Source organism: Guptibacillus hwajinpoensis, assembly GCF_020524165.1.
GTDB classification, from domain to species: domain Bacteria; phylum Bacillota; class Bacilli; order Bacillales; family Guptibacillaceae; genus Guptibacillus; species Guptibacillus hwajinpoensis_D.
This window is the reverse complement of the sequence record NZ_JAIVKU010000004.1, coordinates 125,267-146,809: the sequence shown is the minus strand read 5'-3', so window position 1 is coordinate 146,809 and position 21,543 is coordinate 125,267. Positions and strand designations below refer to the sequence as shown.

24 protein-coding genes and 1 riboswitch are annotated in these 21,543 nt (G+C 38.9%); of the genes, 6 read left to right on the top strand and 18 right to left on the bottom strand.

Annotation, left to right across the window (positions count from 1 at the left end; translation table 11 throughout):
- Positions 1-19: 19 nt before the first annotated feature.
- The 10 genes from LC090_RS07750 to LC090_RS07705 all read right to left on the bottom strand — a co-directional run bounded on the left by LC090_RS07750 (position 20) and on the right by LC090_RS07705 (position 7,946).
- Positions 20-601, bottom strand: a complete 582-nt coding sequence (locus LC090_RS07750; RefSeq protein ID WP_226656899.1) for a precorrin-2 dehydrogenase/sirohydrochlorin ferrochelatase family protein — start codon at positions 599-601, stop codon at positions 20-22.
- A complete protein-coding gene (locus LC090_RS22125) occupies positions 598-1,344 on the bottom strand; it encodes a sirohydrochlorin chelatase (protein ID WP_226656897.1) in 747 nt (248 codons plus the stop codon). The genes LC090_RS07750 and LC090_RS22125 overlap by 4 nt, the downstream gene beginning before the upstream one ends.
- A gap of 13 nt (positions 1,345-1,357) precedes the next feature.
- Entirely contained in the window at positions 1,358-2,140 is a 783-nt protein-coding gene (cobA, locus tag LC090_RS07740) for a uroporphyrinogen-III C-methyltransferase (RefSeq protein ID WP_226656895.1), read from the bottom strand.
- Between the two features lie 46 nt (positions 2,141-2,186).
- Positions 2,187-2,810: an adenylyl-sulfate kinase gene (gene cysC / locus LC090_RS07735; RefSeq protein ID WP_255648055.1), complete on the bottom strand. Its 624-nt coding sequence runs from the start codon at positions 2,808-2,810 to the stop codon at positions 2,187-2,189.
- A gap of 14 nt (positions 2,811-2,824) precedes the next feature.
- On the bottom strand, positions 2,825-3,973 hold the full coding sequence (sat, locus tag LC090_RS07730; protein WP_226656893.1) for a sulfate adenylyltransferase: 1,149 nt from the start codon (positions 3,971-3,973) through the stop codon (positions 2,825-2,827).
- 25 nt (positions 3,974-3,998) lie between these two features.
- On the bottom strand, positions 3,999-5,063 hold the full coding sequence (locus tag LC090_RS07725) for an inorganic phosphate transporter (protein ID WP_226656891.1): 1,065 nt from the start codon (positions 5,061-5,063) through the stop codon (positions 3,999-4,001).
- A complete protein-coding gene (locus tag LC090_RS07720) occupies positions 5,060-5,782 on the bottom strand; it encodes a phosphoadenylyl-sulfate reductase (RefSeq protein ID WP_226656889.1) in 723 nt (240 codons plus the stop codon). Before LC090_RS07720 ends, LC090_RS07725 begins: the two co-directional genes overlap by 4 nt.
- 98 nt (positions 5,783-5,880) lie before the next feature.
- Positions 5,881-6,024 carry a YezD family protein gene (locus tag LC090_RS07715; protein WP_224591871.1) on the bottom strand — a complete coding sequence of 48 codons (144 nt, stop codon included), beginning with the start codon at positions 6,022-6,024 and terminating at the stop codon, positions 5,881-5,883.
- A gap of 96 nt (positions 6,025-6,120) precedes the next feature.
- Positions 6,121-6,226, bottom strand: a riboswitch (SAM riboswitch).
- A 117-nt stretch (positions 6,227-6,343) separates the two neighbouring features.
- A complete protein-coding gene (locus tag LC090_RS07710) occupies positions 6,344-7,000 on the bottom strand; it encodes an NfeD family protein (RefSeq protein ID WP_226656887.1) in 657 nt (218 codons plus the stop codon).
- Positions 7,001-7,070: 70 nt separating this feature from the next.
- Complete coding sequence (locus tag LC090_RS07705) at positions 7,071-7,946, bottom strand: DUF1002 domain-containing protein (protein ID WP_425590637.1); 876 nt, start codon at positions 7,944-7,946, stop codon at positions 7,071-7,073.
- Between the two features lie 181 nt (positions 7,947-8,127).
- Here LC090_RS07705 and LC090_RS07700 point away from each other — a divergent pair, with 181 nt between their 5' ends.
- Positions 8,128-8,457, top strand: a complete 330-nt coding sequence (locus tag LC090_RS07700) for a hypothetical protein (protein ID WP_226656885.1) — start codon at positions 8,128-8,130, stop codon at positions 8,455-8,457.
- Positions 8,458-8,597: 140 nt separating this feature from the next.
- Positions 8,598-9,716, top strand: a complete 1,119-nt coding sequence (gene ispG, locus LC090_RS07695) for a flavodoxin-dependent (E)-4-hydroxy-3-methylbut-2-enyl-diphosphate synthase (protein WP_226656883.1) — start codon at positions 8,598-8,600, stop codon at positions 9,714-9,716.
- Between the two features lie 70 nt (positions 9,717-9,786).
- Here ispG and LC090_RS07690 read toward each other — a convergent pair whose 3' ends face one another.
- Positions 9,787-10,188 carry a DUF4190 domain-containing protein gene (locus tag LC090_RS07690; protein WP_226656880.1) on the bottom strand — a complete coding sequence of 134 codons (402 nt, stop codon included), beginning with the start codon at positions 10,186-10,188 and terminating at the stop codon, positions 9,787-9,789.
- A gap of 157 nt (positions 10,189-10,345) precedes the next feature.
- On the opposite strand from LC090_RS07690, the gene LC090_RS07685 reads away from it, so the two are divergent.
- On the top strand, positions 10,346-10,924 hold the full coding sequence (locus LC090_RS07685; protein WP_226656878.1) for a hypothetical protein: 579 nt from the start codon (positions 10,346-10,348) through the stop codon (positions 10,922-10,924).
- 12 nt (positions 10,925-10,936) lie between these two features.
- Here the strand turns inward: LC090_RS07685 and LC090_RS07680 are convergent, their stop codons facing one another.
- The 3 genes from LC090_RS07680 to LC090_RS07670 are packed head-to-tail and all read right to left on the bottom strand — an operon-like array spanning position 10,937 to position 12,990.
- Positions 10,937-11,353, bottom strand: a complete 417-nt coding sequence (locus LC090_RS07680; RefSeq protein WP_226656875.1) for a Fur family transcriptional regulator — start codon at positions 11,351-11,353, stop codon at positions 10,937-10,939.
- A 17-nt stretch (positions 11,354-11,370) separates the two neighbouring features.
- Positions 11,371-12,210, bottom strand: coding sequence for a metal ABC transporter permease (locus tag LC090_RS07675; protein WP_226656873.1), 840 nt, complete (start codon positions 12,208-12,210; stop codon positions 11,371-11,373).
- A gap of 3 nt (positions 12,211-12,213) precedes the next feature.
- The gene (locus LC090_RS07670; protein WP_226656871.1) at positions 12,214-12,990 is read right to left on the bottom strand and encodes a metal ABC transporter ATP-binding protein; all 777 of its coding nucleotides are present in this window, start codon (positions 12,988-12,990) and stop codon (positions 12,214-12,216) included.
- A gap of 153 nt (positions 12,991-13,143) precedes the next feature.
- Here LC090_RS07670 and LC090_RS07665 point away from each other — a divergent pair, with 153 nt between their 5' ends.
- On the top strand, positions 13,144-14,682 hold the full coding sequence (locus LC090_RS07665; RefSeq protein ID WP_226656869.1) for a Ppx/GppA family phosphatase: 1,539 nt from the start codon (positions 13,144-13,146) through the stop codon (positions 14,680-14,682).
- A gap of 96 nt (positions 14,683-14,778) precedes the next feature.
- A complete protein-coding gene (locus LC090_RS07660) occupies positions 14,779-16,884 on the top strand; it encodes an RNA degradosome polyphosphate kinase (protein ID WP_305076509.1) in 2,106 nt (701 codons plus the stop codon).
- 88 nt (positions 16,885-16,972) lie between these two features.
- Here the strand turns inward: LC090_RS07660 and LC090_RS07655 are convergent, their stop codons facing one another.
- Entirely contained in the window at positions 16,973-17,773 is an 801-nt protein-coding gene (locus tag LC090_RS07655; protein WP_226656867.1) for a lytic transglycosylase domain-containing protein, read from the bottom strand.
- 78 nt (positions 17,774-17,851) lie between these two features.
- On the bottom strand, positions 17,852-18,718 hold the full coding sequence (locus LC090_RS07650; protein ID WP_226656865.1) for a YitT family protein: 867 nt from the start codon (positions 18,716-18,718) through the stop codon (positions 17,852-17,854).
- A gap of 140 nt (positions 18,719-18,858) precedes the next feature.
- Here LC090_RS07650 and LC090_RS07645 point away from each other — a divergent pair, with 140 nt between their 5' ends.
- Complete coding sequence (locus LC090_RS07645; RefSeq protein WP_224593734.1) at positions 18,859-19,119, top strand: DUF2624 family protein; 261 nt, start codon at positions 18,859-18,861, stop codon at positions 19,117-19,119.
- 28 nt (positions 19,120-19,147) lie between these two features.
- Here LC090_RS07645 and LC090_RS07640 read toward each other — a convergent pair whose 3' ends face one another.
- Positions 19,148-20,041 (bottom strand): deoxyribonuclease IV, encoded by an 894-nt coding sequence (locus LC090_RS07640; protein ID WP_226656863.1) that lies wholly within the window; start codon positions 20,039-20,041, stop codon positions 19,148-19,150.
- 121 nt (positions 20,042-20,162) lie between these two features.
- Positions 20,163-21,440 carry a DEAD/DEAH box helicase gene (locus LC090_RS07635; protein ID WP_226656861.1) on the bottom strand — a complete coding sequence of 426 codons (1,278 nt, stop codon included), beginning with the start codon at positions 21,438-21,440 and terminating at the stop codon, positions 20,163-20,165.
- Positions 21,441-21,543: the final 103 nt, after the last annotated feature.

Here is a 21,543-nt window from a genome sequence, read left to right as displayed (position 1 = left end):
GATTATGTATCTGTTTAAACTAATTGATTTCGGGTGAATCGTTTAATGCATGATTCACAGCATTTTCTAATACTTTCCTGTTTTCACTCTCGCTTCTGTTCTCACTCTTTATCGACAACCTTTTTTCATATAAATACTCCACACGTTCACTATAAGACTCATCATACTGAACAGAGAGATCATCTCGAATTTTCTTTGCGAGGAGCGGACTTGCTCCCCCTGTAAAAACAGAAATAATTAGTCTCCCTCGTTTTAGTGTAGCAGGTAAAGACACATTCCCTCGATCAGCCTGATGAGACGCATTGACTAGCTGATGATCTCCCGCTTGATTCATGACAAATTCATTCGCTTCAAACGAGTTTGTCGCTACAATAATCAAAAATACGTCTTGTAAATCACTCGCTCTAACTTCCCGTTCAACTAAATAAATATTGTCGGTATTTACAAGTTTCTTGATGTCTTCATTCATTTCAGGACTTATCACTGTAAGAATCGCACCGCACCCAAGCAAACCTCTAATCTTTCTTAAGGCGATACGACCTCCCCCCACTATAAGAACACTTTTCCCTGTCAAGTTTAGAGAAACGGGATACTCGCTCATACCGTTACCCTCGTCTCAAATGCTTCTACAACCCTTTCCTTCAATACCTCTGTCACTAAATCGTGGTATCCAAGGTAGTGACACAGATTAAAATCTGGACCACCCTTTTCAAGTCTACTTATTTTTCGTTCCATTTCTTTCATTAGTATACCTGTAAACAAAAGATATGGAATGACAAAAACTTGACTATTTGAACCTAGTTGAGCCTGTTTAATTCCTTCATCAAATGTCGGTTTCGCCGCTGCAAGATAGCACACAGACACTTTTTGAAACGGCATTTTCTCTAGAATCCGTTTAGCGATTTGGTCTAGGTCACTTATTGTATCAGGATCACTACTTCCCCTCCCCACAAGTAACGCAGTAGCATCCTTTTGAAGAGGGACGCCCATTTCTATTACTCTTTCTTCAATGACCGAAATCAGCTTATCATGAACACCTAAAGGACGCCCAATGTGAAAAGTTATCCACGGAAATTCTCTAGAAATACGTTCAACTTCGTTTGGAATATCTTTTTTCGCATGAGTTGCTGCCAGAAGCAAAACGGGTACTACAACAATTTCTTTCGCACCTTGTTCCATACATGTGATGATACCCTCATATATATTCGGTTTTGAAAGCTCCAGAAAGCAGGTTTCTTGAATGGGATAAGAAAGATCTTCTTTGCATTTACTAACAAATTCTACCGCCTGATTTCTTCCCTCTTTCACTCGACTTCCATGACAAATATAGAGAACAGCTTTCACGATTATTCACCTCCTATAATGCGCTAACAACCGTCTTCGTAACATGTGGATCTTCAGATGTCTCAAACCATTTCAATTTCGACCTTAAGTTTACAACTTCACCTACAACAATCATACTTGGATTTTGGATTTCCGCTTTCTTTACTTCATCTACTATTGTTTCAAGTGTGCCTGTCACTGTTTGTTGAGTTTGTGTTGTTCCCCAGTGAACGAGAGCTACAGGGGTCTCTTTCTCCCTTCCATATTTCTGGAGCATGGAGCAGATATACGGTAAATTTTTTACTCCCATATAAATGGCAAGGGTATCGATTCCTTTTGCGAGGCTTTCCCAGCGTAATTCTTCTTCTTCACCTTCTTTACGGTGTCCCGTTACAAAAGCAAATGTAGAACTTAATTCGCGATGAGTGACTGGTATACCCGCATATGCAGGAGCTGCAATCCCTGAAGTAATGCCCGGTACAACTTCAAACGGAATACCGTGTTTGGAAAGGGCTTCAGCTTCTTCACCACCCCTGCCATACACAAAGGGATCACCTCCCTTTAATCTTGTCACGACTTTTCCTTTCAGCGCATGCTTTACGAGAAAACGATTGATGGTTTCCTGTTTTAAAGTGTGATAATCTGGTAGCTTGCCACAATAAATGAGCTCAACGCCTTCTTTGGCGTACTCTAATAGTTCTTTGTTAATTAGTCGATCATAAAGAATGACATCTGCTTGCTCAATGCATTTCACACCTTTTACTGTGATTAAATCTATGTCACCTGGCCCTGCTCCAACTAGGAAAACTTTCCCCATTTCATTTCCTCCTCGATAACGCGATTTATTTCATAAAACCTAACTTTTACGCTTGATTGAATGCTCCGGTCGTAATTAACTGATGATTCTCAAGATAAGAAAGAACAATCTCTGCACATTTTTCTCTGCTTTCCCTGTACGTATCAACTGTTAATTCAGGATTAATTGGTTCTTCGTAAGGAGAAGAAACCCCTGTAAAATGAGGGATTTCTCCACTACGAGCTTTTTTGTACAATCCTTTAGGATCTCGAAGTTCACACTCATCTAGGGGACACTTTACGTACACTTCAATAAACTCATCGTTTGAGAGAAGTTCACGAACAACCTGTCGATCACTCTGAAAAGGGGAAATAAAAGCTGTGATTGCAAATTGACCGCTATCAACGAGGAGCTTTGAAACCTCACCAATACGCCTTATATTCTCCTTCCGATCTTCTTCTTTGAAACCAAGGTCATTGTTTAATCCCTGTCTAATATTATCTCCATCGAGTACATAGCTTTGAATGTTTAATTCATGGAGCTTCCTTGAAACATCATTCGCAAGTGTTGATTTACCAGAACCAGACAACCCCGTAAAGAAAAGAACAGCACTTTTATGCCCATTCTTTTGCTGTCTCATTTCTTTTGTTACAACTGTATCGTGCCAGGTTAAATTATGGTTCACTGTCATTTCAAATCTCCTCCTTAAGCTTTGACGGCCTTTTTGCTCATTCCTTTAATGAGTATCTCAACTACCTCAGGACGACTGAATGTGGCAGGTGGTTGCTCGCCATTACGTAAAAGCGCCCGTACTTTCGTACCCGATAAAATGACATGATGTTCTTTTCCATGAGGGCACGTCTTCGCAGAAGCCATGCTATCGCACTTCTTGCAATAGAAACTATGTTCAAAAAAGAGCGGTGTAATGCCCAATTCTTCACTTGAAAATTGACTAAAGATTTTCTGTGCATCATATGTGCCATAATAGTCACCTACACCAGCATGATCTCTTCCTACAATAAAATGTGTGCATCCAAAGTTTTTGCGAACAAGTGCATGAAAAATAGCTTCTCTTGGTCCGGCATAGCGCATCGCAGCCGGAAAAACCCCCAGATGAACACGATCAGCAGGATAGTAATTTTCAAGCAAGACTTCATAGCTTTCCATCCGAATTTCTGCTGGAATATCATCTGACTTTGTTTCACCTACAAGTGGATTTAAGAACAGCCCATCTACTGTTTCAAGGGCGGTTTTTTGGATGTATTCATGAGCACGATGAACAGGATTTCTTGTTTGAAATCCAACTACCGTTTTCCAACCTTGATTTTCAAAATAAGCTCTTGTTTCAGCTGGATCAAAATGATAGCGATCGAATTGACCTTTTTCACTTCTTTTAAGTAGTGTAATAGGTCCACCAATATACACGTCTGGCCGATCATAGACTTTCTTCACGCCCGGATGATCGTTGTCCTCTGTTAAATAAACATGTTTTGCTTCTACAACCTTATCGGGTTTATAGATGGATTCTACGGTAACTGTTCCATACACAGTTCCTTCTCTGATAAGCTTCACTTCATCACCAATAACAATTTTTTCAGCGACATCATCCGTCACTGGTAACGTGATCGGAATACTCCAGGGTAAACCGTTTCCTAGTTTAAGCTTATGGACCACGGCATTGTAATCATCCTCATTAAGGAATCCAGTTAATGGACTATAAGCCCCAGTTCCGATTAATTCGAGATCGCTTAAAGCTGTTTTATCTAATTCAATTTCTTTATGAATTCCATTTATCTTTTTATCCGGGTTAAAACGATTTATTAACTTTCCACCGTGCGCATGAATTGTTGTCATAGTAGTCCCTCCAAAATAAAATGAATTATAAACTTTCTTTTTCTTGTAACGTTCTTTTTTGTGTGCGAATGGATCGGATTAAGCTTCCTGATCCGACCGTTGCAAGAATAACGCTGCCTATTACAATTAATGTGTACAAATCACTTTCTAGAAAAAGTTTAATCATGCTATACGAAATAACTAAGGAAAAAACCGGTGAAACAGCCCAAACCTTTAACATTCTCGTAATCACATCTTTTTGCCAGAGTTGAAAACCATCTTTCGCTGTTCCGATTCCAATGATTGAAGAAGTAGTGACTTGTGTGAGTGGAACTGGAATTCCAAATAACGAAGCACCTATAACAAGTCCTGCACTTGTACTCGATATCGCACAGCCTTCCCCTAATGAAAAACGTGTAATGCGGTAACCATTCGTTTCAAGTACACGACTTCCAAACACAAGTGCACCTAGCCCCACAAATGCTCCTCCTAACAGAGCTCCATGTGATAGAGAAAGAACCCCCGCTCCGACAAGGGGACCAACCGCATTGGCCACATTATTCATTCCTGCCGAGAAAGCTTCAAGAAATCCTGCTAAGATTAAAACGATGGTAAGGATTTTTTTCCATCGTGGCGTTAGTTTGAACCGCATTTTTAGAACTGCCAATCCTTTTCCCACTATTAAAGCTGCCACAAAGGCAATAACAGGGATGATGATCCATAAGAGCATAATGACCAAAATATTTGGAAAGAACAATGCACGGTAAGCAATCCCTACTCCTACCACCGAACCAACAGTCACTTCGCTGGTTGATAAGGGGATACCCAACATATTTGCTAAAAAAAGGGCTGTGGTAGCGGCTATGAAAATAATTAAGATTACTTTTAAACTAAGTACAGATGAAGGGATAATGCCGCTCCCCATTGTCTTTATGACATTTCCTCCACCGAAAGTGGCTCCTGCTACAATTCCAATTGCACATATCACTAAAGCTGTGTATCTATTTTTAATGGCTCCCGCTCCATAAGCAACGCCCATCGATGCAGCAGCACCACTTGCTCCAATATTCATAGCAAAAAATAGCGCCACGCTAATAACTATAATCGTCATCGGCTTGATGCCGAATCAAGATGCAAGCCGCATTCTGTTTTCTCTTGATTTGCCCATCTCCCAGCTCTAGAATCACTTCCATTCAATACACTTTCCGTGCATACAGCACAGCCAATACTCGGATACCCTCGATCATGAAGAGGATTGTATGGTAAGTCATTCTCATACACGTACCGCCAAACTTCTTTCCATGTCCAATGAATAAGTGGACAAACTTTGATCGCCTTGAATTTCTCATCACGATTTAAATAATTCGTTTTTTGCCTAAGAGGGGACTGTTCTCTCCTTAAACCTGATATCCAGGCACTTACACTATCAAGCTCTTCATGTAATGGAACAATTTTACGCAAGTTACAACATTGACCTGGATCACGTTCCCAAAGCGCTTCTCCTTTACTTAATGCCTGTTCTTCGACTGACTCCTCTGGCTGTTTCATTTTTATCCGAAGTTTTGGATATTTCGCTTTCACTTTCTCGATCAACTGATACGTTTCTTTAAAGTGGAGACCGGTGTCTAAAAAAACGATTTCCGCCGTCTCATTCACTCGAGATATCAAATCAATGAGAACAACACCTTCGACACCAAAACTACACGCGTAGACGATGTCTTCTTTATAAGTTTGATAAGCCCAATCGAGCACTTCCAATGCTCCTTTAGTATTTGAATGCTGATCGAATTCCGGCTCCTCACCTGACCAGCTCTCATATAACCATTCCATTACAAAACCTCCTATTCCAATTAAATCATCATAAATAAAGAGGCAGTCCTAACCTCTATGGTTAGAACCGCCTCTAGTGTCTCTAGTCAGCGCTACAATTAAAGTCGCTCTTTCTCATTTCTTTCAAGCTGGATCACCTTTCCATCTTGAATAACAAGTGTGATCGATCCATACTTTAACGTGCTTAGCATTCGCTCAATACGCGCTGCAACGTCTGAAAAGTTCTGCTCCTTGCTCCCCATCTTGCAACCTCCCTTACTCTTCATAATCTATAGGAGAGGCTAAACAACTAAAAAAGCCTTCCCAAATTGGAAAGACAGACCAAGTTACCTTGATTCAGCTTATCTTCCAAAATGGACTCCATTTTGCTGGAAGTAGCACCTTGCCTCGCAGGCAGGTTGCTGGACGTCATAGGGCCAGTCCCTCGGTCTCTCTTGATAAGTTATTTTCTAAATCTTAACTATTATCAAACAATCTGTCAACCCTAGTTTATAGATCGGGATAAACGGATTAGATTAATGTATGAAAAAAACCCCGAATCTATGACTCGAGGCTCATTTTTCAAATTGGATGACGTCTGCTTTCTTCTTTCTTTTCTTCTACGACAATTCGCGTTCCATCTACTGATGTTACGACAACTACCGTATCTTTATCGATCCAACTTCCTGCTGAAATGGCACTATACTTTTTTTCATTCATTTCAATTGTTCCACTCGGTCGAAATGGTGTTAGCGCAACGGCTGTTCCTCCAACTAAACCTTTATACTCTGCATTCATTGAATTGTATCCCATTTCGCTGCTTAAACGATCCTTTAATGTCATCTTCGTCCACATGGACCTGGCAGGGAATACCTTTAAAAATAGGAACGAAGCTGCAGTACCAATTAAAAATCCACTGGATACAAGTAGTCCATACAAAAAAGTAGGAGAAGGTATCGCTACAGCCGTTACCATCATCGCTAAACCAATCAACCCAAACGTTCCGTCATTCAATAATTTCCCATCCAAGATAACCAATCCAATTCCAACCGCGAACACAAGTCCCATCCAAAACATAGAAGATAGGGATGTTAAATGAAAACTAAAATAGAAAGTCAGCAACAAGATTCCAATCAATCCAAAAAATCCTTTTACTTTAACAAGCAACTCTCCAAATAAGAAAAGCACACTAAGTAAGACGACAAGAAAACCAACTGCAGGCAAAGATAGGATCTCCATCCTCGCTCCCTCCTTTTCCTTCCTCTTCTTATACGTTTAAATAGGAAGAAAGTTTCAGTCCATTGTCACTTTACGATTGAAATACCCCTTTTATTCCATCTATAAGCGCAATAAAGAAATCAATTATTTTTTGAATAAAAGATTGTGTTTCATCTTTGTTTAGGAATTCATCAAGATTCTCTCGGGCATTCTCTAGCTGACTTTTCATTTGATCCCAATCAATATCCAGGTTCTTCATACGATTAAAAAGTGCCACCAGGCCGTCAAGCTCTTCCTGAGTTAGTTCAATTCCTGAATCACTCGCTATTTGTTTAATCCTTTTTCTTAAATCATCTTCAGTTGCAGGTGGGTTTGAAGCAATGTCATCTTTTATTTTCGTCATTAACTCTGTTGCTTTATCAGCACCAATACTGTCGCTTAATTTCGCAGTTGTTACCAATTCTTCATTTGCAACCTGCTTTTGCTCCTCAGGAATGACTTCATCTGAGCTTAACTCGTACGCTTTGATTAAACCCGTTAACGCTGCCGTACCAGACACTTCCGTTGGGGCTGTTACATAAATATCAGCATCTTTTACTCCTGCAGTAATTAAAGCATTGGCATACATCTCATCTGTAACCCAATTAATATTTTTCGTTTCAACGCTTAATCCAGCATCTTTTTCACCAATCGTAATTGACGAGGAAGATAAGGCGCGTGTTCCAATTAAGGCTTTACTAATATAATTACCAAGGTATTTGTGCTCTTCTTCGTTTGATACCGTTACTGTCATAACATCTTCTGGCGCATTCATTTCTTCTAATAATGTTTGCTTTTGACCTTCTGACAAATCTTCACCCAGAGTCACAATGATATCACCAACGCTAGCATCAGCGAACGTCACAATTGGCACAATGGACATGATCAACAACATCGACAGAAAAAATGGCATTACTTTTTTAAACATGTTTTGATCTCCTTTTTAACGTAAGGCTTGCTTGATGAGAAATTTCAAACTGCTCATCTCCTTGTATTCTACTCGACACTTGTTCGAAAGAAAAGAACATTCATTAAGAAACCTGTCATATCATGGAAGGACAAGCATATCTTTATAGAAAGAAAAAGAAGCTGAAGGGGTGGTGAAAGCAATGAAAAAGTTGCTAATGGGAATCCTTTTTCTCCTTATTCTTCATACTACTTATTATGATTTAACTACTGGTACACTCCCCCAACCAAGCGTGGAGTCTGAAGCTGTAGAAGTCTCTGCTCCCCAACAAGGTTCTGCTCCCTATGTCGTCTATCCGGTCAACGCCGGTGATACTGTTCTTTCTCTTGTAGAAGAAGCAAACGGCTCCGTACCTGTGTCGATTGAAACAATTGTGCATGATTTTGAAACATTGAATCAAATTCACCCTACACAAATTCAAATAGGAAAAGAATATAAAATACCAACTTATTCCAATACATCAGCTCAGTGATTATTTCTTGTCAATAGCTCTCTAAAGTTGCTACAATGGGATAGTATTACAGATGAGTCTTATTCCCTACTAAGGGAACATATAAAAGCGATCTAAATCATGAGGTAAGCAATCCTACATGTAAAAGGAGCGATTTTCGCATGAATGAAATTACCCACCGTAGTAAAACAAGACCTGTTAAAGTAGGTCCTTTAACAATAGGCGGTAACAATGAAGTGATTATTCAAAGTATGACAACCACTAAAACACACGATGTGGAAGCAACTGTTGCTGAAATTAATCGTTTAGAAGAAGCGGGTTGTCAGATCGTACGCGTTGCTTGTCCTGATGACCGAGCTGCAGATGCGATTCCAGAAATCAAAAAAAGAATTAATATCCCTCTTGTCGTTGACATTCATTTCAACTACAAGTTAGCTCTTAAAGCCATTGAGGGTGGAGCTGACAAGATTCGAATTAATCCTGGTAACATTGGACGGCGTGAAAAAGTGGAAGCAGTTGTAAAAGCAGCTAAAGAAAAAGGGATTCCGATCCGTATCGGGGTAAACGCAGGTTCACTTGAGCGTAAAATTCTTGAGAAATATGGCTACCCAACTGCTGAGGGTATGCTTGAAAGTGCCCTTCACCATATTAAGATTCTTGAAGACCTTGATTTCTACGATATCATTGTCTCCATGAAGGCCTCTGATGTACAACTTGCCACAGAGGCTTATGAGCTTGCAGCTCGCTCATTTGATTATCCCCTGCACCTTGGGATTACAGAATCAGGAACCCTCTTTGCAGGTACAGTTAAAAGCGCCGCTGGACTCGGTGTTATCCTTTCAAAAGGGATTGGCAATACAGCACGTATTTCACTAAGCGCTGACCCGGTTGAAGAAGTAAAAGTCGCTAGAGAACTTCTTAAATCATTTGGTCTCGCTGCGAACGCCGCAACATTAATCTCATGTCCAACATGCGGGCGTATTGAAATTGACTTGATTTCGATCGCAAATGAAGTTGAAGAGTATATTTCAACAATTAAAGCACCGATTAAAGTAGCTGTGCTTGGCTGCGCCGTAAACGGTCCAGGTGAAGCACGTGAGGCAGACATTGGTATTGCCGGTGCACGCGGTGAAGGTCTTCTATTCCGCCATGGAGAAATCATCCGTAAGGTTCCTGAAGAAACAATGGTAGAGGAACTGAAAAAGGAAGTTGACAAAATAGCTGAAGAACACTATAAGAAAATGGAAGAAGAAAAAGAAAAAGCGGAAGCTAAATCTTAAAAAGTCTTCTACTATAGACAGGAAAAGCCAGGCACTCATGAGTGCCTGGCTTTTCTATAAAGGTTTTCAACTAAAAGAACGGTGCGAAGAATAAGCTGATAATCATTGAAGCGGCACCGACACCTATTGCCCATGATCCTAGCGTTGTCAGTCCCTTTCTCCTAGCAACAAATCCGACGACAATTCCCGCTGCTCCAAGAATGACGGGAAGGATAAACAGTGAAATAACGGATAAAGCAAGCGCGGCTACACCAATACCTACTCCCGTTTTCTCCTGTTCTTGCCTTTTAGCTTCAAAGTGTTCATGATGCTCTTCAGAAGTTGGACGTTCATTTTCAGGCGACTGCAAATAAGGGCGGTCCATCACACCGGGAGCTACTTCCGCTGCTGCTTCTTCAGAGTAATCCACATCAGCGTGAACTTCTCGCTCCTCAATTAGGTCCAGATCCTCATCATGTCTGTCTTCTGTCATATACATCCCTCACTTTGCCTTGTTGTGGAGCATGCTTAGTATTCGTAAGAAAAGGAGAGATTATGTTCAAGATTTCAGTAAGATCCTTCCAAATCTGCAGTTAGTCCATTATTTCTATGTTATGATAATAAAAGAGATTTCAAAAAGGGGTTTTATCATGACAATTAAAAGACTCGGACTTGATATTGATGGTACAGTCACAAGTCCTAAAACGTTCCTACCGTATTTAAATTCATCTTTTAATAAGCAATTGTCTTTAGATGATCTGACAGAATATAACCTTGCGAATATTCTCGGCATCCATAAGGATGAATTTTTCAAATGGTTAAAAGCCAACGAACAAAACATATACGCCAACGCGATGATTGCGGACGAAGCTCACCCAACTTTAGAAGCATGGGAAGAAAACTACGACCTTTTTTACATTAGTGCACGGGGAAATCACCTTCTTGAAACTACGACAAATTGGTTTAATGCAAATTCCATTCCATACCATCACATCGAGCTGATTGGAAAACACGATAAAATTGATTCAATTAAAAAAAATCATGTGGATGTATTTTTTGAAGACAAACATGACAATGCATGTGCCATCGCAGAAGAGTGTCAGATACCTGTTATTCTTTTCAATACACCGTACAACCAGGGAAATGTGCCTGCTAATGTTTCACGGTTAGAGACGTGGTCTCAAGCTCGCTATTGGCTTCAACACTATAATAAAAACGGTAGAGCTTAAGCTCTACCGTTTTTATTGCGCCTGACATTCACCACAGCGTCCATACACTTCGAATTTATGACCAGTTACTTCAAATTCTGTGTCCCCAACTGGAATACCCTCCATAGGACATGTCTCAATGTGAAGTGTTTTACCGCAATCTAGGCATATGAGATGATGATGATGGCTTTTTGTCGAACAGCTGAGACGATAACGCTTTTCACCATTCCACTCCGTCTCTTCTAAAATGTCTAGATCGGCAAATAATGTTAAATTCCGGTAAATTGTATCAACGCTCATTCCTGGATAATTTTTTTGCATGTGATTTAGCACATCCCTCGCTGAGAGATACCTTTTCTCTTTCGCAAATAACGTAACAAGATCTTCACGCTTCTCGGTATATTTGTAGCCTTCTTTTTTAAGAATACGCAATGCTGTAGAGACATTCATACTTCCACCTCATTATGTTAAGATTTCCATTGTTTCATACGCTTGAACAAAAGAACAAATAGTAAAATTAGTGCTGATAAAAGAACGATTGTCCCACCTGGCGCAATATCTAGATAATAGGCCAGAACCAGGCCTCCAAGGACAGCTACCTCACCAAAAATAATTGAATACGCAATCGTCTGCTTAAATCCTCGTGCTATACGAATACTCGCAGCAACTGGAAGGGTCATTAAAGCAGAAACTAATAGAACGCCTACAATTTGCATGGAAACAGCGATCACAAAAGCCACAAGTAAAATAAATATGAAATGAATCCATTTTGCCCTTACCCCTGATACGATTGCTTGTTCTTCGTCAAAGGAAAGGAAGAACAATTCTTTATATAGAAGGGTTACAATCATGACAACAATAACAGTAATAATCGCAACAGCTATTAAATCACTACGGCTAATCGCAATCACACTTCCGAATAAATAATTAAAAAGATCCGAATTAAACCCATCAGCTAATGATAAAAAAACAACTCCAAGACCAATCCCTCCAGAAAGGGTAATCGGAATAGCTAGCTCTTCAAAATGTTTATAGACTTTTCGAAGCTGTTCAATAAATAACGAACCCGCCGCTGAAAAACCCATCCCCATATAAACAGGATTAATGCCTTGCCAAAAGGTAAAATACTTACCTAGAAGGAGACTAGCAGCAATTCCAGCAAGTGTAATATGTGATAAGGCATCAGCGATCAACGCTTGCCTTCTCACCACAATAAACACGCCAAGTAGTGGCGCAATAACTCCGATTAAAATTCCGGCCATAAAGGCGTTCTGTAAAAACTCAAATTTCCATAAAGCTTGAATCATTTTCTATATGCCTCCATGATCATGATCGTGACTTAGTACGTGAACATGATGGCCATAAAATCCTGATAATTCACGTTCATTAAACTGTTCAAATTCATTTGTCTCTCCATGAAAATGAAGCGTTTTGTTTAAACAAGCAACGTGCGTCACTTTATCTGTAATCGTTCCGATATCGTGCGTCACGAGTAATAACGTAATCCCATTCTCCTTATTCAACTTGCCGAGAAGTTCATAAAAATCACTTGTAGAGTTTGCATCAACCCCTACTGTCGGTTCGTCAAGAATAAGAATCTCCGGCTGACTGACCAAAGCTCTTGCAATAAATACCCGCTGTTGCTGGCCACCTGAGAGCTCCCCAATGTTACTAGAAGCAAAATCACTCATTCCCACTAAATGAAGAGCATCTATAACCGCTTTTCGATGATGGGCCTTCATAAATTTAAATAAACCCAATTTGCTCGTTAACCCCATTGAGACCACTTCAAAAACAGAAGCAGGAAAACCCGAATTGAAGCTATTGGCTTTTTGTGATACATAGCCAATCTTACTCCAATCGTGGAATTTATTTATTTTCTTTCCAAAGATTTGAACATGACCCTTTTGTGGTTTCAACAAACCAAAAATCAGTTTAATTAAAGTTGATTTTCCAGATCCATTTGGGCCAACAAGCCCAACAAAGGCCCCTTTTGGAATCGAAAAAGAAATGTCTTCTAGGACATACCCATCTCCGTAATGGAAAGAAATGTTCTGAAGATCAATTAAATTATTAGAAGTGCTCATTTTATTACCTACCATCTATAAGAATCATTACGATTTACATTATGTAGTATACATTACTTTTAGCATATTTGTAAATTTCATTGATGATGTTATTCGTGTTTCAATCTTCATGTATAATAAAAACAAAATTGAATTTCAGAAAGGATTTTCGTCTTGCCTCTAAAATCTTACGATGCCGTCATTGATATGGGTTCAAATACGATTCGACTTATGATATACAGGTTAAATGCTTTCGGAGAATTAGAAGAAGAACAAAATTTGAAATACTCAGCACGCTTACGTACATACCTCGAAGATGACTTAACCATTAACAAAGATGGACTGGATATTATTCTTAAAACGTTACGGCATTTTCAAGCAATCACGAGATCTTATCAATTGAAAGATGTTCCTATTATTGCCACTGCTGCAGTTCGCCAGGCTAGAAATCAAAATGAAATACGTCGCATGATCGAAGGCGAAACTGATTTTAACATGAAAATATTAAGTGAAAAAGAAGAGGCCTATTATGGTTATCTTTCAGTCGTTCAATCAACTAACCTTGAAAATGGTTATACCATTGATATTGGGGGAGGTAGCACAGAAATTACTTATATGGAAGATCGGGAAATGATCCATTTTCACAGTTTTCCATTTGGAGCACTTACACTTCAAAAAGAATTTATTATTAATGAGAAACCATCAAAAAAAGAATTAACAAAACTAAGAAAGTTTGTAATAGAACAGTTTAAATCCATTCCTTGGATTAAAAATAGAAAACTACGTGTTGCTGGAATCGGTGGAAGCGCACGTAATTTATCCTTAATCCATCAAAAGAAATTCGATTATCCCCTCTCCGGAATTCACCACTATGAATTTCCTACTGAACAAATTGAACCGATCATCGAATTCTTAAGTGACATTTCATTGAGTACACGTAAGAAAGTAGATGGTTTATCAAAAGAACGAGCCGATATTATTATCCCAGCGGTACAAGCAATTGAAGCTTTTACTTCATATGTAAATGCTCCTGAATTTCTTATGTGCAGAAAAGGATTGCGTGAAGGGTTTATGTATGAAAAACTCATTTCAAGTAAAATGAAAGATCGATATCCGAACATTACAGAGCGCAACATCGAAGTTTTAAAAGCAAAATACAACATAAACCACAACAAAGTAGAAGTTAACAAAACCATCGCATTGAAGCTCTCAAAAACGCTTCTTGATGAAGGTTACCTAACCTTTACTGATGGCAGGACCATAGACCACCTTCTTTCCCAAGCTGCTCAATTAAACTATCTTGGGGACCACATCGAGAGTGAATCAGTTAGCCAACATACCTTCTATATTTTATCTAACACTGCTCTTGATGGAATGAATCATAAACAGCGAATTATTCTAGCACTTCTCGCATCCTTTAAAAACAAATCAACATTTTCCCAATTTGCATCACCCTTTACATCTTGGTTTAAAGAAGGCGAATTAGATCAAATTGAGTTCCTTGGAGCTATTCTAAAACTCTCCTATTTCTTAAACACCACTAATCGAAATATCATTGAACATTTTACTGTTGATAACAAAAAACAACATTCCTTTACACTAACCATTACATGCAATGATGATTTTCTTTTTGAGCAAGAAAAATGCGAAAAGCACATTAAACATCTTGAAAAGGCACTTTCCAAAGATGTGACATTAAACTTCCGTCTTTAGTCATGATTTTTTACATGATCATTACAATTCAATTAAGTAGAATGGGTACTTTTTCTGGTAAAATTGGCTTAACAGATATTGATAAAGGATGATTATATGATGGACTACTTAGACCAAAGCATAGCACGAGTAAATATAGCTTCTTCCGATTATTATAATAACCGAGAGCTGAGCTGGCTTGGTTTTAATGAGCGGGTCTTAGAAGAAGCGATCGATATGCGCAATCCTCTTTTAGAACGTCTGAAATTCCTTTCCATTTTCAGCTCAAATTTAGATGAGTTTTTCATGGTTCGAGTTGCAGGTCTTAAGGACCAGGTGGCTGCCGGTTTTGAAAAACCTGAGAATAAAGCTGGGTTAACCCCTAAAGATCAGCTGGCCAAAATTTTCGAAATCAACCATAGACTTGTTAATCACCAATATAAAACCTTCACTCATACTCTCCTTCCTTTATTGCAAGAAGAAAACATTTATATGCTGAAATGTGAGGAATTAACGAAAACTCAACTCACCTTTGTGAATGACCATTTTGAAAACCAAATTTACCCTAGTTTAACGCCTATGGCAATTGATGCCTATCGCCCTTTCCCTGTTATTCCAAATAAAGCTTTAAATATCGCTGTGATGTTACATAAGGAAAATGAGAAAATGTCAGATAATTATCTCGCGATCGTACGCATCCCTCCAGCACTTCATCGTTTTATTGAGATTCCTTCAACTGATTCAAAACGATGTTTTGTCCTTTTAGAAGATGTAATAAGTCATAACTGTTATAAGCTTTTTGAAGGTTACCGAGTTATTTCTACTTCTCAATTTCGTATTACTCGCAATGCGGATCTTTCCATTCACGAAGAAGGCGCTCGGGATCTCCTCGAAGTGATTGAAGAAGAATTGAAAAAACGAAAGTGGGGCGCTGCGGTTCGCCTTGAAATTAGAAAGGATTGGAATGATAATGCTGCAACACGTTTTTTAATTGAAAAGCTCGAGCTCCACGAGAAGGATGTTTACATTGTAGACGGTCCGATTGATCTTACTTTTTTGTTCGGCTTTTACAAGACGCTTAGCAGTACCCATGACCATTTATTATTTGAAAGTCTCGTTCCCAAGATTCCCCGAGCCCTTCAAAACGAGCGCTCGATATTTTCAACTTTGTTAAATAAAGATGTTTTCCTCCATCACCCTTTTGAATCATTTGATCCAATTGTTGATTTTATTAAACAAGCCTCAGTTGATCCTAAAGTACTCGCAATCAAGCAAACGCTTTATAGAGTGAGTGATGACTCCCCCATTATTACCGCTCTTTCTAAGGCTTCAGAAAACGGAAAACTTGTCACGGTTCTAGTAGAATTAAAAGCAAGGTTTGATGAAGAAAACAACATTCAGTGGGCCAAGAAACTTGAAAAATCAGGTGTGAATGTCATTTATGGTATGACATCTTTAAAAACACATAGTAAAATTACCCTCGTAGTACGCAAAGAACAGAATGTCATTCAGCGTTTTGTACACCTTGGTACTGGAAATTACAATGATACGACGGCAAAAATCTACACTGATATGGGACTTTTAACTTCTAATCAACAAATAGGGATTGACGCCACAAATTTCTTCAATTATTTAAGTGGCTATTGTACAAAACCTGATTGGTATCATTTCTCCATTTCGCCTGGTGAAATTAAAGAAACATTTATTAAGCTTATTGAGAAAGAGATGGAACATCATAAAAGAACTGGACGAGGGCGAATCATCGCTAAAATGAATTCTCTTACAGATAAAGACCTTATTATGCAGTTCTATAAAGCTTCACAAGCCGGTGTAAAAATTGACCTTATCGTGAGAGGGATATGCTGCCTACGACCAGGTATAGAAGGTGTGAGCAGTCGTATTACTGTGCGGAGTATTGTTGGACAATTTCTTGAACACACCCGCATTTTTTATTTTCACCATAGCGGTGAGGAAAACATCTATCTTTCATCAGCAGATATGATGACACGAAATATGGATAAACGGATCGAAATTCTATTCCCTATCCTGCAATCCAATCTTAGGCAAAAAGTAAGAGCTACGCTAGATTTGATCCTAAAAGATAATGTAAAAGCTAGGATTCAAGATAGTAAAGGCCTCTACCACTATGTAGAAAAAAAACCAAACGAACCCTCTATTAACAGCCAACAAAAATTAATGCAGAATCCCTTTTCTTATATGTAGCACCACAAAAAATCCTCAGCTTCAAACGAAAGCTGAGGATTTTTTTGCTTCTTTAAAATATTGAAGCGTGGGTGCTTTTTAGCTTTCATCACATCTCATGATGGCTAGCCATTTCTTTAATTTCTTCTGAATAACTACTTTTAGGTGTTCCTTTTTCTGCTACATAAGCTTTCAATCCGCCGATGCCACGGTTATACGCTGTCAGAGCTTCATCCCAATTGCCATATTTGTCATAAAGATAATCAAGATAGGTCACAGAAAGCGTAATTGAAAAATAAGGATCAAATAATTTTTCCTCCGAGTAGTCAATACCTGCCATATCAGCTATCCACGGAGCCGTATTTTTCATAAATTGAGCCATTCCATAGGCATGACCGTACTTTGTTTCCGGCCCGATCAGCTTAGGATCAAACGTATTACCTGTCTCAACTTTCAAAAGCTCATAAACAACTGCAGGATCGATATCGGCTTTCATTGACTGGTAGGTTAAAAACAATCCCCACTTCTCGTTAAACTTCCCCTCACTATCGCGATAGAATTGTTCTGCGTACGCTTTCGCCTGCTTCCACTCTTTTACACTAACGGATTTCGTATCAAGAGAATAACCCGTCTCTTTCTCTAACTTACTTATCGCAGTCTGTGTTTTGATCTGATCGTTCTGGGATGATTTCTGATCCAATTCCCCGGGTGTTGTTTTTGCATCGGCAACTTGCTCATTAAATAAATGAAATTGTACAAGAACGATTACTAAAACAAGTGCTAGAACAATTGCAGTGATCATTGACAGAGGTTTTTTTAGGTTGGTTTGAATAAAATTAATAGTGTTGCACTCCTTTTCAACTGGTATTAATAAAGCTGAAGAGCACCAGTTAAGGTTATACCCTATCATTATTTTCTCAAACCTTTCTACTATTTTGCTCAAATCGTTCCTTTATTTTATAAGGAAAAAGACCCCGGAATTCGAGGTCTAATGGATAGGAGATTTAAATTTAGCCCCTCGCGTTTCCTGAGTATTCATAATTGTAATAAACGCCTGCGGGTCAATATCATAAATAACACTTTTTAACTTTGTTACTTCTAAGCGTGTAATCACGACATAAATAACCTCTTTCTCTTCGTCAGTATAGCCACCTTTACCAACTAGTTTCGTCGTTCCTCTTCCTAATCGATCAAGAATCGCATCAGAAATTTCTTCATACAAGTCAGAAACAATTAACACTGCTTTTGTTTCATCAAGGCCTTGAATCACCGTATCGATCGTTTTAAACGCAATATAATACGCCATGACGGAATACATCGCATTTTCCCAACTGAATACAAACCCAGCCCACGTAAAAATAAAGATATTTGTAAACATAACAAATTCGCCAATTGAAAAAGGGATTTTTTTGGTCAATAAAATTCCTAATATTTCTGTCCCGTCCATTGAACCCCCGTGTCGAATAACAAGTCCAACGCCAAGCCCTAAAGTCAGGCCACCAAATACAGTACCCAGAATTGGTTCAGTCGTAAATGGATCTGTATGATGAAGAAACGTCTCAAACGTTGCAAGCCCAATGATCCCAAATAATGTTGAAAAAGCGAATGTTTTTCCTATTTGCTTGTAGCCATAATACATAAATGGCAGATTTAAAACGACAACTAAAATCGCAAAGTTAAAGGGTGTGAGATGATCGAGGATCAAAGAAACGCCAATTATTCCCCCATCAATTAACTGATTAGGTACAAGAAATAATTCGATAGCGGCTGCAGCCAAAAAAGCGCCGATCATGATCATAAGTAATCTGTAAACTAAGTGCGTTTTACTTTCTTTCCTATGCTGTTTTTTTTCCATTTCACCCTCCAAAAAGTGGCAAAGTAAGGATCTTATCACTTATTATATAAAAAATCTCCATGTACTAAAAGACGCATACTGAATTCGAACACCTTCACGAGAAGGTTGCATAGTATGAGATAGGCAAAGGGGGCATCGTGATGAATCCTATACAGCTTCAACTTGTAAACTTCAAATTAAATCGAATCACGACTGAAGAATTGCTTCAGCTATCTAAACAATATGGTATTACACTTTCTGCAGGAGATGCAAAGAAAATTGTCCAAATATTAAAACAGGAAAACATCGATATTGCGAATCAAACGCAAAGAAAGCGGATTTTAATGAAAATCAGTCGTGAAGTTAGTCCTTCCGTTGCGTCGCGAGTGAACAAATTGATTCTATCTTTTTTAAATCAATAACAAAAAACCGCTATACAGCGGTTTTTTGTTAGACAGTCATCAACTTAGTTTTTAAATCTTCATCAAACCTTTGATTGCGAAGCATTTCAATTTCAAGTTTGTAAGGCGCTTTCTTATTTTTCTTATCTTCCCCTACATATGGCGTTTCTAGAATTTTTGGGATCTCTTTTAATTGAGGATGATGGATCACTTTATTCAGTGCTTTGAAACCAATGTAACCAAAGCCTATATTCTCATGACGGTCTTTTGCTGCTCCACGTTCATTTTTACTATCGTTTACGTGAAGAACTTTCAATCGTTCAATTCCAACAATATGGTCAAATTCATTCAAGACACCGTCAAAATCATCAACGATATTATAGCCTGCATCATGAGTATGACACGTATCGAAGCAGACAGATAGCTTATCATTGTGGGTAACCCCGTCAATAATTTGAGCAAGCTCTTCAAAGTTTCTTCCACATTCCGAGCCCTTCCCTGCCATTGTTTCTAAAGCAATCTGCACCTCTTGATCTGGCGTAAGAACTTCGTTTAATCCTTCGATGATTTTCTTGATTCCTTTGTCTGCTCCGGCCCCTACATGAGCACCAGGGTGTAAAACAATTTGGCGGGCACCAAGAGCGTGAGTGCGCTCAATTTCGGATCGGAGAAAATCGACTCCAAGCTGAAACGTTTCTGGTTTCGTCGTATTTCCAATATTAATGATATATGGAGCATGTACAACGATATCTTCAATGCCATGTTCTTTCATATGAATAGCACCCTTTTCGATGTTCAGCTTTTCAATTGCCTTTCTCCGTGTGTTTTGAGGGGCCCCCGTATAGATCATAAAGGTTGTAGCCCCGTATTTGACAGCTTCTTCACTAGCTCCAAGCAGCATTTTATCGCCACTCATTGAAACGTGAGATCCTATTTTTAACATTTCCTTCAGTCCTTCCTTTTTTTAATCGCATAAAACGTATTTGGTTTTCACTTGATTCCAACAAACCCTTCACATGATAATAAAGCAGACAAAAACCCTCTGTATTAAGAGGGTTTTTGAGTTATTTTCTACCACGCTTTTGCTGAATTCTATCGCGCTCTTGCTGCATTTTCTTTTTGTAACCTGGTTTAACTTTCTTCGGCTTTGGTACAAAAACTTCTGGTTTTGATGACGTTGGTTTTTTACGAGGTGTTACTGGCTTCGCTTCCACCCATTCACCGTTCTTAACCTCTTTGTATGAAATACTAATTCCCTTTGCTGACAGCTTTTGTATCGCCTGTTGGTCAGATGGTTCTGCTAGAGTAAAAGCAATTCCGTCCTGGCCAGCACGTGCAGTTCGTCCTACACGGTGAATGTAGAAATCAAGATCCTTTGGCAATTCAAAATTAATAACGTGTGAGACGCCTTTAATGTCAATACCTCTTGAAGCAAGATCTGTCGCAACAACATACTGACATTCTGCTTCTTGAATCTTCTTCATAATTTGTTTACGTTGACGAGCTTGAACACCGCCATGTAGCCGCTCCACATTATGACCATTTTCAATTAAAAAGTCAGCTACTTCATCTGCCGTTTGCTTCGTGTTTGTAAAGACAAGAGCTAGGTAAGGATTAATCGCTTTTGTAACATTAAGCAAGAGCTCTTTCTTCTCACGATAACGAGCTGGGATAAATATATTTTCTACTTTATCTGCCGTTACTTGTTCCGCATTAACTTCTACGAATTTGGGGTTGTCCATATATTTCTTCAAAAATGGTTGCAAACTCTTTGGAATCGTAGCAGAAAATACGAGCATTTGTAATTCTTTTGCCATCCGGGAAGCAATATAATCTACATCTTCAATGAACCCCATGTCTAACATTTGATCTGCTTCATCTACAACAAGCATTGTAGCAGGAAAAACGCTTAACGCCTGTTCTTCCACGAGGTCTTTAATTCTTCCTGGAGTTCCAATTACGATATGAGGCGTATTCTTCATACGACTAATCATACGTTTGCGATCCGTTCCACCTACCGCTTTTTTGATGGATATAGTTTCTTCTTCAGAAAGTGGCGCTATTAATTTAAGTGCCTCATTGTATATTTGGTCAGCCAGTTCACGAGTTGGTGCTGTAATCACAGCCTGACACTCATTTTTCTCACGGTCAATTCGATGAATAAGCGGGAGAAGAAAGGCGAGTGTTTTACCAGACCCTGTTTGTGATTGCCCAATGGCACTCTCACCATTCCGTATAGCTGGCACAAGTCTCTCTTGAATTTCAGTCGGTCTCGTGAATTTCTGAGCTTCTAGCGCTTCAATTAAGAAAGGCTTGAGCCCTAATCTATCAAATTGTTTCATTATTGTTGTTCCTCCATCCATTAATCCATCTTATATTATAAAACAAATTCAACTAAAGCGCCATATGTTCAGGAAAGACCTTGCACTCTGTATGTGCGGACTA